General features: G+C 70.5%; 12 protein-coding genes and 1 pseudogene. 5 read left to right on the top strand and 8 right to left on the bottom strand.

Annotated features, from left to right (window positions below; genetic code table 11):
• Both KSO97_RS00005 and KSO97_RS00010 read right to left on the bottom strand, forming a co-directional pair.
• Positions 1-526 (bottom strand): annotated as a pseudogene (locus KSO97_RS00005) (1-phosphofructokinase); the annotation flags it as partial.
• Positions 523-1,305, bottom strand: coding sequence for a DeoR/GlpR family DNA-binding transcription regulator (locus KSO97_RS00010; RefSeq protein ID WP_232675728.1), 783 nt, complete (start codon positions 1,303-1,305; stop codon positions 523-525). The pseudogene KSO97_RS00005 and the gene KSO97_RS00010, both read right to left, overlap by 4 nt.
• A gap of 73 nt (positions 1,306-1,378) precedes the next feature.
• On the opposite strand from KSO97_RS00010, the gene KSO97_RS00015 reads away from it, so the two are divergent.
• Complete coding sequence (locus KSO97_RS00015) at positions 1,379-3,124, top strand: putative PEP-binding protein (RefSeq protein WP_232675729.1); 1,746 nt, start codon at positions 1,379-1,381, stop codon at positions 3,122-3,124.
• Positions 3,125-3,143: 19 nt separating this feature from the next.
• Here KSO97_RS00015 and KSO97_RS00020 read toward each other — a convergent pair whose 3' ends face one another.
• Positions 3,144-5,261: a molybdopterin-dependent oxidoreductase gene (locus KSO97_RS00020; RefSeq protein ID WP_232675730.1), complete on the bottom strand. Its 2,118-nt coding sequence runs from the start codon at positions 5,259-5,261 to the stop codon at positions 3,144-3,146.
• 238 nt (positions 5,262-5,499) lie between these two features.
• Here KSO97_RS00020 and rpsO point away from each other — a divergent pair, with 238 nt between their 5' ends.
• From rpsO to KSO97_RS00035, 3 genes are all read left to right on the top strand, one after another.
• Positions 5,500-5,775, top strand: coding sequence for a 30S ribosomal protein S15 (gene rpsO, locus KSO97_RS00025; protein ID WP_308188238.1), 276 nt, complete (start codon positions 5,500-5,502; stop codon positions 5,773-5,775).
• A 300-nt stretch (positions 5,776-6,075) separates the two neighbouring features.
• The gene (locus tag KSO97_RS00030; protein WP_232675731.1) at positions 6,076-8,319 is read left to right on the top strand and encodes a polyribonucleotide nucleotidyltransferase; all 2,244 of its coding nucleotides are present in this window, start codon (positions 6,076-6,078) and stop codon (positions 8,317-8,319) included.
• A 102-nt stretch (positions 8,320-8,421) separates the two neighbouring features.
• The gene (locus KSO97_RS00035) at positions 8,422-9,723 is read left to right on the top strand and encodes a pitrilysin family protein (RefSeq protein WP_232675732.1); all 1,302 of its coding nucleotides are present in this window, start codon (positions 8,422-8,424) and stop codon (positions 9,721-9,723) included.
• Positions 9,724-9,850: 127 nt separating this feature from the next.
• Here KSO97_RS00035 and KSO97_RS00040 read toward each other — a convergent pair whose 3' ends face one another.
• Entirely contained in the window at positions 9,851-10,366 is a 516-nt protein-coding gene (locus tag KSO97_RS00040) for a trans-aconitate 2-methyltransferase (RefSeq protein ID WP_232675733.1), read from the bottom strand.
• Between the two features lie 102 nt (positions 10,367-10,468).
• Here KSO97_RS00040 and dapB point away from each other — a divergent pair, with 102 nt between their 5' ends.
• Positions 10,469-11,215, top strand: a complete 747-nt coding sequence (gene dapB, locus KSO97_RS00045; protein ID WP_232675734.1) for a 4-hydroxy-tetrahydrodipicolinate reductase — start codon at positions 10,469-10,471, stop codon at positions 11,213-11,215.
• 46 nt (positions 11,216-11,261) lie between these two features.
• Here dapB and KSO97_RS00050 read toward each other — a convergent pair whose 3' ends face one another.
• The 4 genes from KSO97_RS00050 to KSO97_RS00065 form a co-directional block, all read right to left on the bottom strand.
• Entirely contained in the window at positions 11,262-11,882 is a 621-nt protein-coding gene (locus tag KSO97_RS00050; protein WP_232675735.1) for a triacylglycerol lipase, read from the bottom strand.
• A gap of 177 nt (positions 11,883-12,059) precedes the next feature.
• Positions 12,060-12,368 carry an AzlD domain-containing protein gene (locus KSO97_RS00055; RefSeq protein WP_232675736.1) on the bottom strand — a complete coding sequence of 103 codons (309 nt, stop codon included), beginning with the start codon at positions 12,366-12,368 and terminating at the stop codon, positions 12,060-12,062.
• 138 nt (positions 12,369-12,506) lie between these two features.
• Positions 12,507-13,247, bottom strand: coding sequence for an AzlC family ABC transporter permease (locus KSO97_RS00060; protein ID WP_232675737.1), 741 nt, complete (start codon positions 13,245-13,247; stop codon positions 12,507-12,509).
• Positions 13,240-13,812 carry a GNAT family N-acetyltransferase gene (locus KSO97_RS00065; protein WP_232675738.1) on the bottom strand — a complete coding sequence of 191 codons (573 nt, stop codon included), beginning with the start codon at positions 13,810-13,812 and terminating at the stop codon, positions 13,240-13,242. Before KSO97_RS00065 ends, KSO97_RS00060 begins: the two co-directional genes overlap by 8 nt.
• Positions 13,813-13,816: the final 4 nt, after the last annotated feature.

A 13,816-nucleotide genomic window follows, 5' to 3' on the forward strand; every position in this document is an offset into this window, starting at 1 on the left:
CGAACGCACGGGCGAGCGCGCGGAGCGGCTCGTCGCTGGTGTCCACCGCGACCTGGGTACGCGCACTCAGCGGGGCCACGAGGTCGGCGTACCAGTGTGCGGGGGCGCCGGGCGGCAGGGAGCCGGCCAGCACGATCCACGCGGAGCGGTCCGCGAGAGCGACCAGCGCGTCGCGCAGCGCGTCCAGCGTTCCGGCTGACACGGTGGGACCCGGATTGTTGAGCTTGGTCGTGGTGCCGTCGGGCTCGGTGATGGCCAGGTCCACCCGAACCGGCCCATCCCCGCGAACCAGACGGGCGGGGATGCCGGCGGTGTCGAGCTCGCGGCAGAACGGGTCGCCGTCGACGGCGGGCAGGACGGCGAAGGTCGACACGTCGGCAGCAAGGCAGGCGCGGGAGATGTTGACGCCTTTGCCGCCCGCCTGGGACAGGGTGGACTCGGCCCGCTGGACGGCGCCGCGCTGGAGTACGCCGCCGATCGCGATCGTGCGGTCGATGCTCGGGTTGGCGGTCAGTGTGACGATCATGCGATCACGACCTCGATGCCCGCTCGCTCGAGGCGCTGGCGGTCGGCCTTCTGCGCACCGTCGTCGGTGACGAGCACGTCGACCTCGCCGGTCTCGGCGAATCGGACGGCGGTCTCGTGACCGATCTTGGTCGAGTCGGCAAGCACGACGACGCGACGTGCGGCTGCGATCAGGGCTTGCTTGGTGGCGGCTTCGTCCGCGTCGGGAGTCGAGAAGCCGTGGGTGTGACTGATCGCGTTCGTGCCGAGGAAGGCGACGTCGACGCGGAGCCGAGAGAGCGCCGCCACGGTGTCGGGACCGACGGCTGCCTGCGTCGCCGTCCGCACGCGGCCGGGCAGCAGGTGCAGGTGCAGGCGCGGCAGGACGGCGAGTCGAGCAGCCACCGGCACCGCGTGGGTGAAGACCGTCAGCGGCCGATCCTGGGGGAATAGCGCAGCCATCCGCGCGGTCGAGCTGCCGGCGTCGAGCAGCAGGGTCGACCCGTCGGGTGGAAGGAGACTCAGGGCGCATCGGGCGATCCGGTCCTTGAGGTCGGTGTTGGTCAGCTCGCGCTCTCCGATGCCGACCTCGATACCGGTCAACGTGTCGGCGGGCACCGCCCCGCCGTGGACGCGTCGGATGAGCCCGAGTCGCTCGAGCTGGGAGAGGTCGCGCCGCACCGTCTCGGTGGTGACGCGGAACTCTTCCGCGAGGGCGACGACGGACAGTCGCCGTTTCTCCGCGACGAGCCGCGCCATGGCGTGCTGGCGCTCTTCGGCGTACATGGTGACCTCCCTCACGTCGATCTGTGTTTATGTTGTTTTACGCCCGTATCTGTTGACTGTCAAGTGAGGCGCAGGTTTACTTGTGAGCGTGGTCACCTCGAACAGCACTCCCGTCGCGGCCTCCGAGCAGGGCGCCGCTGCCGCCCCGACGCCGTCCGCCCCGTTGCACGGCACGCCGGTCGTGCCCGGCATCGCGTACGCACCTGCCGTGGTCGCTCGCGGCGAGGTGTCCCCGACGGCCCTGCTCGCGTTCGGTGACGGGGGGTTCGACGGCCCGGACGGCGAAGCGGAGGCGCTTGCCGCCTACGACGACGCCGCCGCCTCTGTCGCTGCCGGATCCGCCGCCAAGGCCGACCGCAGCAACGGCGCGACGGCCGGCGTCCTTGCCGCCAGTGCCGGGCTCGCGGCGGACCGCGGCCTGCGCACCGCGGTGCGCAAGAACCTGCGAGGAGGCAGTGACCTCCTGACGTCGGTACGAGCGGCCGTCGAGCAGTTCGTGGGTGTCTTCGTCGGGATGGGCGGTCTCATGGCCGAGCGCGCGACCGACCTGCGCGACATCGAACGTCGTCTACTCGCGCGCCTGGTGGGGGAGCCGGAGCCTGGCGTGCCCACGCCCGACGTCCCCTCGGTGCTGCTCGCCGAGGACCTCGCCCCGGCGGACACCGCCGGTCTCGACCCCGACATCGTCCTCGCCCTGGTCACCGAACGGGGTGGGCCGACGAGCCACACGGCGATCATCGCGCGTCAGCTCGGCATTCCCTGCGTGGTCGGCGTGGCCGATCTGATGACGATCGAGTCCGGCACGCCGCTGCTGGTCGACGGCATCGCGGGCACGGTCGAGACCAGGCCCGATCCCGACGCTGCGCGTGCCGCGGCACAGGCCGATCGGGAAGCACGGGCGGCCGCCGCGTCGTGGGAGGGGCCAGGCCGTACCGCCGACGGTCAGCCGGTGAAGCTGCTCGCCAACGTCGCGGACGGCGAGTCGGCCGCGGGCGCCGCGGTCACCCCGGTCGAGGGAGTCGGCCTGTTCCGCACCGAGCTCTGCTTCCTCAATCGCACCGAGGAGCCGAGCGTGGACGAGCAGGCCGCGATCTACGCCGGGGTGCTGGGTGCCTTCGACGGTGACCGGCCCGTCGTCGTCCGCACGCTCGACGCGGGTTCGGACAAGCCGGTCGCCTTCGCCACCCTCCCGGGAGAGGAGAATCCCGCGCTGGGCGTCCGGGGGCTGCGGCTCTCCTTCAGCAATCCCGGCCTGCTCGAGCGTCAGCTCGACGCGATCGCCGAAGCCGCCCAGCGCACCGGGGTGACGACGTCGGTGATGGCGCCGATGGTGGCGACCGTGGCCGAGGCGGCCGACTTCGCAGCCTCGGTGCACCGTCGCGGCCTGCGCGCCGGAGTGATGATCGAGGTGCCCTCGGCGGCGCTGCTCGCGCACCGGATGCTCGAGGTCGTCGATTTCCTCTCCATCGGCACCAACGACCTCACTCAGTACACGATGGCCGCGGACCGGATGGCCACCGATCTCGCGCACCTGACCGACCCATGGCAGCCTGCCGTGCTCCAGCTGATCGCCATCACCGCCGATGCCGGACGCCGTGCCGGCAAGCCGGTGGGAGTCTGCGGGGAGGCCGCCGCCGATCCGCTGCTGGCCAGCGTCCTGGTCGGGCTGGGGGTCACCTCGCTGTCGATGGCTCCAGCCGCGGTGCGTCCCGTCGGCGCGCACCTGGCGGGCGTCGACCGGGCGTACTGCGAGGCCGCCGCGGAGGCCGCCCTCGGCGCGGTCGACCCGGCCTCGGCGCGCGACGCGGTGCGAGCGCTGGACCGCTCGACCTGAATCGATGGGTGCGGGTCGGTCAGCGGGTCGCCGACACCGTGACCGCGACCCCGGAGAGCGCGGCGTTGCCCGAGACGTCGAGGGCCGCGGGGTCGGTCAGGTCGTTGATCGAGACCCCTGGGACCTGGACGGCGTGCCGCAGCCGGACTCCGTCGAGCTGATGCCCGTAGCCGTGGGGGAGTGAGACCACGCCGGGCATCATCTCCTCAGTGCTGCTCACCTCCACCTCCACGAGGCCCACGCGCGAGCGCACGACCACGCGCTCTCCGTCGCGGAGGGCGCGGGCGCTGAGGTCGTCGGGATGCATCAGCAGGTGGTGTCGGGCGCGTCCCTTGGTCAGGCGCGTGGTGTTGTGCAGCCAGGAGTTGCAGTCCTGCTTGTGACGCCGGCCGATGAGCATCAGTTCGTCGCCGTCGGGCACCTGTGCCTCGGCCAACCAGGCGCGCACGCGCTCGGCCTCGCCCAGCAGCAGGGCCGGCGCGAGATCGATGGTCTTGTCCTCGGTCTGGAGTCGTGCGGGCAGCGCCGGGCGCAGGGGCCCGAGGTCGACGCCCTCGGGGTGCTCGAGCAGGTCGTCGAGGGTGACCTGACCTCCTGCGGCGAGCAGCATCGCCACCACCTGTGCCGGCGGGAGCCCGACCAGGCCCGCCGCGTCGGGTGGCAGCTCGGCACCCAGCCGTGCCACGATCCGCGTGGCCAGCTCGCCGAAGATCTCCCAGTCGTGGCGCTGGTCCTCGTCCTTCTCGAAGACCGCAGGCGTGTAGCGAGCGGTGTTGCGCACGGCGAGCGAATGGAAGACGAGGTCGTACTGGTCTCGTTCCAGGGCTGAGGTCGGCGGCAGGATGACGTCTGCGTGCCGCGTCGTCTCGTTGATGTAGAGGTCGACCGAGACCATGAAGTCGAGGGTCTCGAGCGCCGTCGCGAGACCGCGACCGTCGGGCGTGGACAGCACCGGGTTGCCGGCATTGGTCACGAATGCTCGGATCTGGCCCTCGCCGGGCGTGGTGATCTCCTCGGCGAGCACCGAGACGGGCAGTTCGCCGGCGAACTCCGGAGCATCGCGCACCCGGCTGCGCCAGGCGTCGTAGTGACCCGGCGGGATGACGCGCGCCCCGACGACGTCCGCTGCGGGCGTCGGGAACATCGCCCCACCCTCGCGGTCGAGGTGCCCGGTGAGGGCGTTGAGCAACTGGATCGCCCACTGGCACGCCGTCCCGAACTGCTGGGTCGAGACGCCCATGCGGCCGTAGACGACGCCTGCGTCGGCAGCCGCCAGCTCGCGCGCCAGCGACCGGACGACGTCCGCCGGGACGCCACTGACCCGCTCGGCCTCCTCGGGGGTGAAGGCCGCGACTGCCGCGCGCACGTCGTCCACGCCGCGCAGGTAGGGCGCCGGGCGCTCCAGCCCCTCGGCCAGCACGACGTGCACCATCGCCAGCAGCACGGCGGCATCGGTGCCAGGGCGCACGAAGTGGTGCTCGTCGGCCACCCGTGCGGTCTCGGTGCGGCGCGGGTCCAGCACCACCATCCGGCCCGAGCGGGCCTGTAGGTCGCGCACCCGCTGAGGGAAGTCCGGCGCGGTCATCAGGGAGCCGTTGGAGGCCATCGGGTTGGCGCCGACCACCAGGAAGAAGGTGGTGCGGTCCAGATCGGGCACCGGGAGCAGCAACTGGTGTCCGTAGAGCAGGTGCGCGACGAGCTGGTGGGGGATCTGGTCGACCGAGGAGGCGCTGAAGCGCTGGCGGGTGCGCAGCGCCCGCGCCAGCAGCGAGCCGTGCGTGGCACTGCCCAGCGAGTGTGCCGACGGATTGCCGAGGTAGACGCCGACGCCGTTGCGTCCGTGCTCGGTGATCGTGGCGGAGAGACGGTCGGCGACCAGGTCGAACGCGTCGTCCCAGCTCAGCTCCTCCCAGCGTGCCTCCGGACCGGAGCCGACCCGGCGCACGGGGCGTCGCAGTCGGTCGGGGTCGGCGTACACGTCTCCGAGCGAGACGCCCTTGGGGCAGATGTAGCCGCGCGAGAGCGGGTCCGCGGCATTGCCGCGAGCCGAGGCCACGCCAGTGCCGTCGTCGGTGAGCGTGAGCTCGAGGCCGCAGATGGCCTCGCAGAGATTGCATGCCGCCAGCGCCGTTGCCATGCCGCATCGTCGCACGGAACCCGGCAGCGAGGTCCTGACGCCGTCAGGTCGCCGGAGTCGGTGATTGGGTCGAGACTCCGCCGCGCTGTTAATCTTCTCCGGTTGCCCAGTCGCTGACACCAGCGTGGGTAGCAGCCGCAGAACCGCAGGTCATCGCCGTGCAACGGCCGCGGATCGAGAGTGCCCGGAAGAACAGGCTCCGGTGCGCCGCGCAACGAGCTCACGAAAGAGGAAGCCAGTGTCCATCGGTACCGACGCCGCCACCAAGAAGAAGATCATGGCCGAGTACGCCATCACCGAGGGCGACACCGGCTCTCCGGAGGTGCAGATCGCGCTGCTCAGCCACCGCATCAGCCACCTCACCGAGCACCTCAAGCAGCACAAGCACGACCACCACAGCCGTCGTGGTCTGCTCCTGCTGGTCGGCCAGCGCCGTCGCCTGCTCAACTACCTGAAGAAGACCGAGATCGGGCGCTACCGTTCGATCGTCGAGCGTCTCGGCCTGCGCCGCTGACCTCGCCCGGAGGGACTCACCGATCGGTGAGTCCCTCTTCTGCTTCGTCGCCCGCTAGGGTCGAGAAGCACCACAACTGAAAATCCGAGACATCAGAAGCGGTCCGCGACCCCGTCCGGCCCGGTCCTCGGTAGTGATCTTCAGATCGACGGCGCCTCGCGCCGATGCTCTGCGGGTCTCGATCGAAGACCGGCCACGCCCCGTCTGCCACTCCTGCCGGCCCCGCCGGCGCGCGGAGTCAGGCGCGGGCAAGCCCTGCGGATCAGTCGCGGTTCCCTTCGCGAACGAAAGATCACCTTCGTGTCTGAACCCGTCATCACTGCCGTCGAGACCGTTATCGACAACGGCAAGTTCGGCTCCCGCACCGTCAAGTTCGAGACCGGCCTCCTGGCTCGCCAGGCTGCCGGTGCCGTCACCGCCTACCTCGACGACGAGACGATGCTCCTCTCGGCCACCACGGCCGGGAAGCAGCCCAAGGATCACTTCGACTTCTTCCCCCTCACGATCGACGTCGAGGAGCGGATGTACGCCGTGGGCCAGATCCCCGGCTCGTTCTTCCGGAGCGAGGGTCGCCCCGGCGAGGACGCCATCCTCACCTGCCGTCTGATCGACCGTCCCCTGCGCCCGACCTTCAAGAAGGGTCTGCGCAACGAGGTCCAGGTCGTCATCACCGTGATGGCGCTCGACCCCGACCAGCCTTACGACGTCCTGGCGATCAACGCCGCGTCGATGTCGACCCAGCTCTCGGGTCTGCCCTTCTCGGGCCCGGTCGGTGGCGTCCGCGTGGCTCTCATCGAGGGCCAGTGGGTCGCCTTCCCGAGCCACAGCCAGCTGGAGAAGGCCGTCTTCGACATGGTCGTCGCCGGCCGTGTCACCGACACCGGCGACGTCGCGATCATGATGGTCGAGGCCGAGGCCACCGAGGAGACCTACGAGCTGGTCAAGTCCGGCGCCACCGCTCCGTCGGAGGAGATCGTGGCCGGCGGTCTCGACGCCGCCAAGCCGTTCATCAAGCAGCTGGTCGAGGCTCAGGCCGAGCTCGCCAAGCAGGCCGCCAAGCCCGAGCAGGCCTTCCCGATCTTCCTCGACTTCGAGGACGACGTCTTCGCGGCCGTCGAGGCGGCTGTGGGCGCCGACGTCGCCGCGCTCTACAGCGTGGGTGGCGACCGCGAGCGGGTTCTGAGCAAGCAGGAGCGCGACGCCGAGGGCGACCGGATCAAGGAGACCCTCCTCGAGAAGATCGGCGAGCAGTTCGCCGGCCGCGAGAAGGAGATCGGCGCGGCCTACAAGGCCGTCACCAAGCAGGCCATCCGGACCCAGGTGCTGCGCGACAAGGTGCGCATCGACGGTCGCGGTCTCGCCGACATCCGTCCGCTGTTCGCCGAGGTCGGCGTCATTCCGCGCGTGCACGGCTCGGCGCTGTTCGAGCGCGGCGAGACCCAGATCCTGGGCGTCACCACGCTGAACATGCTCAAGTTGGAGCAGCAGCTCGACACCCTCTCCCCGGAGAAGTCGCGCCGTTACATGCACAAGTACGTCTTCCCGCCGTTCTCGACCGGTGAGACCGGTCGCGTCGGCTCGCCGAAGCGTCGCGAGGTCGGTCACGGTGCCCTGGCGCGCCGGGCGCTGCTGCCCGTGCTCCCGAGCCGCGAGGAGTTCCCCTACGCGATCCGTCAGCTCTCCGAGGCGATGGGCTCCAACGGCTCGACGTCGATGGGCTCGGTCTGCGCCTCGACCCTGTCGCTGCTGCAGGCCGGCGTTCCGCTCAAGGCGCCGGTGGCCGGTATCGCGATGGGTCTCATCTCCGGTGAGGTCGACGGCGAGACCCAGTACGTCGCGCTGACCGACATCCTCGGCGCCGAGGACGCCTTCGGCGACATGGACTTCAAGGTCGCCGGCACCCGAGAGTTCGTCACGGCGCTGCAGCTCGACACCAAGCTCGACGGCATCCCCGCCGAGGTGCTCGCGGCCGCGCTGACCCAGGCCCGGGATGCCCGTCTGGCGATCCTCGACGTCATGACCGAGGCGATCGACGCTCCGGAGGAGATGTCGATCCACGCGCCGCGGATCATCACCGTCAAGGTGCCCGTGGACAAGATCGGCGAGGTGATCGGGCCGAAGGGCAAGATCATCAACCAGATCCAGGACGACACCGGCGCCACGATCTCGATCGAGGACGACGGCACGGTCTACATCGGCGCCACCAACGGCGAGGCGGCCGACGCCGCTCGGGCCGCGGTCAACGCGATCGCGAACCCGACGATGCCCGAGGTCGGCGAGCGCTACCTGGGCACGGTCGTGAAGACCACCAACTTCGGCGCCTTCGTCTCGCTGATGCCCGGCAAGGACGGCCTGCTGCACATCAGCAAGCTGCGTGCCCTCGCCGGCGGCAAGCGCGTGGAGAACGTCGAGGACGTCCTGGCCGTGGGCCAGAAGGTCCAGGTCGAGATCGGCGAGATCGACGACCGCGGCAAGCTCTCGCTCGTCCCCGTCGTCGAGGACGCCGACACGCCGGCCGAGGCTGAGGCCGACTCCGACGACTGACCATCCGGGTTGACCCGTCTTGAAGTAGAGACGGGTCAACCCGACAACGTGCGTCGGCCCGTCTTTACTTCAAGACGGGTCGACGCCGTTCTGGGGGGAACCATGCAGAAGGTGGGAACGACCCGCACGTTGGCGACCGACACCGACGGCGAGGGGCGCGTGACGTCGCGCGTTCGGCGCACGGTGCTGCCCGGTGGCCTGCGGATCATCACCGAGGAGATGGCGGGAGTCCGGTCGGCCTCCGTGGGGGTGTTCGTCGGCGTCGGATCGCGCGACGAGTCCGACTCGCTGCACGGGTGCTCGCACTTCCTGGAGCATCTGCTGTTCAAGGGCACCGCCGAGCGCTCGGCCCTGGATCTCTCGATCTCGCTCGACGAGGTCGGCGGTGAGGTCAACGCCTTCACCGCGAAGGAGTACACGTGCTTCCACGCGCGCGTGCTGGACGACGACCTGCCGCTCGCCATCGACGTCCTCGGCGACATGCTGACCTCCTCGCTCATCACCACCGCCGACGTCGACGCCGAGCGCGAGGTGATCCTCGATGAGATCGCCATGCACGACGACGATCCCGACGACGTCGTGCACAACCTGCTCGCCGGTCTCGCGTGGGGCGAGAAGTCGCCGTTGGGACGCCCGATCGCGGGCACCGAGGAGTCGATCGCCGCGATGCGCCGTGATCAGGTGCTCCGCTTCTACCGCCGGCACTACCGACCTCATCGGATGGTCGTCGCAGCCGCCGGCAGTCTCTCCCACGCCGATGTCGTCCGACGTGTGCGCGCGGCATTCTCCCGCCGCGGCTTCCTCGACGTCGAGAGCCCCGAGCCCACTCGCCGTCGCCTGACCCGGCAGCCGATCCGGGGCGGCCAGGCGGCCGTACGCCGACCGTTCGAGCAGGTCAACGTCGTGCTCGCACACGAGGCGATCGCTCGCGGCGATCATCGACGATTCGCACTCGGCGTCCTCAACACGGCACTCGGCGGCGGCACGTCGTCCCGGCTGTTCCAGGAGGTTCGCGAGCGGCGTGGCCTGGCCTACTCCGTCTACTCCTTCGCCTCGCACTACGCCGACTCCGGACTGCTCGGTGTCGCGGTCGGTTGTCTGCCGAACCGGCTCGACGACGTCCTCACGGTGGTGCGCGCAGAACTCGCCCACGTCGCGGAGGCGGGCATCGACGCCGACGAGCTGGCTCGTGGTCAGGGTCAACTCCGCGGTGGCCTGGTGCTCGGGCTCGAGGACTCCGCGTCGCGGATGAGTCGTCTCGGCAAGTCCGAGCTGATGCAGGAGCCGTTGCTCGCGATCGACGAGGTGCTCGCGCGCATCGATGCCGTCACGCTCGAGCAGGTCGCCGACGTCGCGGGCGACGTGCTGCGGCGCCCTGAGCTCCTGGCCGTCGTCGGACCGTAAACGCGGGATCGCTCGTTCCTCGCGATCCCTGTGGGCTTCACCTGCGACGGTCTCGTCACGCTCCGCCGCCCCTTCGTCCCTCAGGCGCGGTCGCTGCTCGACCACCGATGGTCGCCGGTTCGCGAGCTCACCTGCGACCGATGATCCCGACGACGGGGGGTTGCTTGCTGTCCACCACCGAGACCCGGAATCCACCGTCGGTCAGTGCTGCGGACGTCTTCTTCACCACGTCGGGCACCTGGTCGGGGCGGGTGGCGTCGAAGAAGAGGTAGATGGCTCCTCCAGGCACGATGCGCTCGTGGAGAAGGGCGATCTCCTCGGCGCAGTCCCGCACCCAGAAGAGGTTGACGTTGGATGCGAAGACCTTGTGCAGCCGCTTGACCGGCACCCGCAACGTGGCGAGGTCGATCTGGCGCACGGTCAGCCGGCCGGCCTTGATGGCCGCCTCGTTGCGGCGCTTGGTGCGATCCACGCCGGACTCGGAACGGTCGATGGCGAAGAGCTTGCCGGTGACCAGGCGTGAGCAGATGAGCTCGGCCGCCGCGCCCGCACCGCACCCGATCTCGAGCACGTGATCCGCGGGCTGCGGATCCATGAAATCCACCGCCCACCGGATGCGTGCGGGGATCTGCGAGGCGACCATGGGGCAAACCCTGCCAGAACCTCTGAGCCCAAGCACTCACCGACGCGGCTCATGGACGAGGTCCGTGCCACACCCACGGGGGCGACCACTACCGTGGACGCCGTGATGCGTGTCGGTGTGATGGGTTCGCGGGGGAAGGTCGGAGCCGAGATCTGCGCGGCCGTCGAGGCCGCCAGCGATCTGGAGTTGGTCGCCGAGATCGACGCCGGGGACGACCGGCAGCGACTGGTCACCGGTGAGGCGCAGGTGGTCGTCGATTTCACCCATCCCGACGTCGTGATGGACAACCTGGAGTTCTGCATCCGTCACGGCATCCACTCCGTCGTCGGCACCACCGGCTTCGACGAGGATCGTCTGGGCCGGCTCGAGGAGTGGTTGGAGGCGGCGCCGTCCACCGGCGTGCTGATCGCCCCCAACTTCTCCATCGGTGCGATCCTGATGATGCGCTTCGCCGAGCTCGCAGCGCCCCACTTCGATTCCGTCGAGGTGATCGAGCTTCATCACCCCGACAAGGCCGACGCCCCCAGCGGTACCGCGCGTCGCACAGCCGAACTGATCGCCGCCGCGCGGCGGACGGCGGGCACTCCGCCCGCGCCGGACGCGACGTCCACGCTGATCGACGGCGCTCGCGGTGCCGACGTCGACGGTGTTCCGGTGCACGCGCTGCGGATTCGCGGTCTCGTGGCCCACCAGGAGGTCGTGCTCGGCGGAGTGGGGGAGACCCTCACGATCCGCCACGACTCGCTCCACCGCTCCTCGTTCTCACCCGGCGTGCTCGCCGCGGTCCGTTCGATCGGCGGCCGCCCGGGGCTCACCATCGGTCTCGAGAAGCTCGTCGACCTCGGCTGAGCATGGTGCGCCTTCCGAGCAGCCGGCGAGCTCGCCCCGGACGGCGCTAGTTGTAGTCGGGGCAGGTCGTCTGGAGAGGCTGCTCGCGGAATGCGCTCAGCACCAGGTCGCGCATCGCGGCGTCGTCCAGTTCGTCGAGGTGGCTGACCTCCCGACCCGGGCATCGCTCCTGCACCGCGAGGTTCAGGGCGCCGTCGAGTGGGATGGCGCCCCAGGTCTCATCGGTGCTGTAGAGGTGCACCCAGTCGAGGTCTCCTGGCGTGTCGTCGCCGTCATTGAGGTGGCGCAGGAATGCGGAGCCGAAGAGCATGTCCCGGCAGGCCGCGAACATCGCGCAGACGTACGCCGTGTTGTCGCCGTAGTGGGGGCCGCCGAGCGAGACGGCCACGCGCACGACGTCGAGTCCGCCGCCGTACTTGATGTAGTGGCGCATCGCCAGGGCCCCCTGGGAATAGCCGAGCAACATCACCTGGTCGGCGCCGGTGCGCTCCTGGATCTCCTCTACGTGCGTGGCGATCGTGGCGGCCGATGTCGCGATCGGTGCCGTTCCCGGTAGGAGCAGTCCGTCGAGCGCCATAGTGCTGACGTCGAGGCCCCGGGCTCGCAGCCATGACGCGAGGTCGTCGAGGCCTGAACGGGAGCCGAACGTTCCGTTGACCACGAGCACGGGCGGACGCTCGGAGGCTGTTGCCGCAGACACGTCGGCGTGGGCCGTCGCGCTCGGGGAGGAGACGAGCGTGGAGGTCGCGACCGCAGTCGCAACGATGGGCACCCATCGAAGTAATGATCTGTACGTCATTGTCGCAGTGTGGGTCTCGTCGCACCGTCGCGCAAGGGGTGCGGCTCAACCCAGGAGTCGCAGCAGTGCCGCGAATCCCGCTGCGCCGAAGACGACCACGAGGAACGGCGCACGACGCCAGAGCAGGAGCACGGCGAACGCGAGCGCCGCGGCACGGGCATCGAGTGTGAGCGTGCCGTGGCTGGTCGCCACGACCTGAACGGCGATGAGTGCCGCGAGAAGGGCGACGGGGATGAGGTCGGCGACGCGGGCGACGACGGGCCGGTCCAGTACCGACGTCGGCACCGAGAGCCCGGCCAGCTTCAGCAGGTAGCACCCCAGGCCCGCCGCCAGCACCGCTGCCCACACGCTCATCCGGGGTCCCTGCGGGCTTGTTCGGTGGAGGAGCGGAGCGGGGGAGGCGAAGAAGGTCGTGGGGTGGTCATCCGGGGTCCCTGCGGGCTTGTTCGGTGGAGGAGCGGAGCGGGGGAGGCGAAGAAGGTCGTGGGGTGGTCATCCGGGGTCCCTGCGGGCTTGTTCGGTGGAGGAGCGGGGCGTGACCAGCACGCCCGCGAGCAGTGCCACCCCGCCGGCCACCAGCACCGGCACGCCCGCGGTCGTGAAGGGAACGACGCCGAGGGCGACAGCGGCCGCGAGCACGGCGACGACACGCGCGAGCGGCTGGTCCAGCCGGGGCCACAGCAGGGCGAGGAATGCCGCGCCGACAGCGGCGTCCAGGCCGTAGTCGCGAGGGTCGCCGAGCGCCTCGCCGCCGAGTGCGCCGACCAGTGTCGCGAGATTCCAGAGAGCGAAGATCGAGATTCCGGTCGTGAGGAAGCCGGTACGGGCGAGCGCACGGTCGGGCCGGGTGACCGTCATCGCCGTGGACTCATCGATCACCAGGTGGGCGGCGGCCCACCTCCGAGGGCCCCGCCAGCCGAGCAGGGGAGCGAGTCGCAGTCCGTAGAGGGTGTTGCGGGTGCCGAGCAACAACGCGGTGAACGCACCGGCGATCGGAGCTCCACCCGAGGCGATCACGCCGACCATCGCGAACTGTGAGGCGCCGGTGAACATCAGCAGCGACAGAGCGCACGTCTGGGCGACGTTCAGTCCGCTCGCCACGCCCACGGCGCCGAACGAGACACCGTAGGCGCCGGTGGCCAGGCCGACGGCGAGGCTGTCGCGCACGACGCCGCGCCGCGCCTCGACGCTGTCGAGTGGCGAGGGGTCGCCGGCGGCGCGAGCCTCAGGCATCGATGAGCGCGGTGTGCAGGCGCACCTGCTTGACCTGGGTACTCCCGGTGCCGTCGAGGTCGAGTTCGCGGTGGGCGGCGTCAGGTCCCCATCCGGCCGCCGTCAGGAAGGCACGGCGTGCGTCGTCGCCGCTGAGTACCCAGGTCACGGCCCGGGTGAAGCGATCGGCCGCGAGGGTGTCGGCGACCGCTTGCAGCAGACGCGAGCCGTGTCCGGCGCCCTGCTCGTCGGGGAGCACCATCAGGTCGGCCAGCTCGCCGTCCGCGATCGGGTCGCAGTCGGGGTCGGATGCCGGCACCGTGACGGCGAAGCCGACGACCCGGTTGCGCTCCAGTGCGACCAGCACCCGGTTGCGGGCATCTGCCGGGCGCGTGAGCGAGGTCTGCCACGTGGCGGCGAGCGCGTCGACGTCGTCGGGTAGGGCCGACGCGGGCAGCACGTCGGCGAACTGACGACGCCACGCCTGCACCTGGACGGCGGCGATCGCGGGGGCGTCGTCGGCCCATGCCACCCGCACCGAGACGTCGGCCGTGGGGCCGCCGGACGCTGCTGACCTCGCGCTCATGGGC

Origin of the sequence: Nocardioides sp. R-C-SC26, assembly GCF_021246465.1 — a bacterium.
Taxonomy (GTDB): domain Bacteria; phylum Actinomycetota; class Actinomycetes; order Propionibacteriales; family Nocardioidaceae; genus Nocardioides.

Excerpts from the sequence above, each read along its gene's own strand:
- KSO97_RS00020 (WP_232675730.1), bottom strand. The coding sequence starts at position 5,261 with ATGGCAACGGCGCTGGCGGCATGCAATCTCTGCGAGGCCATCTGCGGC.
- KSO97_RS00035 (WP_232675732.1), top strand. The coding sequence starts at position 8,422 with ATGCAGAAGGTGGGAACGACCCGCACGTTGGCGACCGACACCGACGGC.
- KSO97_RS00040 (WP_232675733.1), bottom strand. The coding sequence starts at position 10,366 with ATGGTCGCCTCGCAGATCCCCGCACGCATCCGGTGGGCGGTGGATTTC.
- KSO97_RS00055 (WP_232675736.1), bottom strand. The coding sequence starts at position 12,368 with ATGAGCGTGTGGGCAGCGGTGCTGGCGGCGGGCCTGGGGTGCTACCTG.
- KSO97_RS00060 (WP_232675737.1), bottom strand. The coding sequence starts at position 13,247 with ATGCCTGAGGCTCGCGCCGCCGGCGACCCCTCGCCACTCGACAGCGTC.
- KSO97_RS00065 (WP_232675738.1), bottom strand. The coding sequence starts at position 13,812 with ATGAGCGCGAGGTCAGCAGCGTCCGGCGGCCCCACGGCCGACGTCTCG.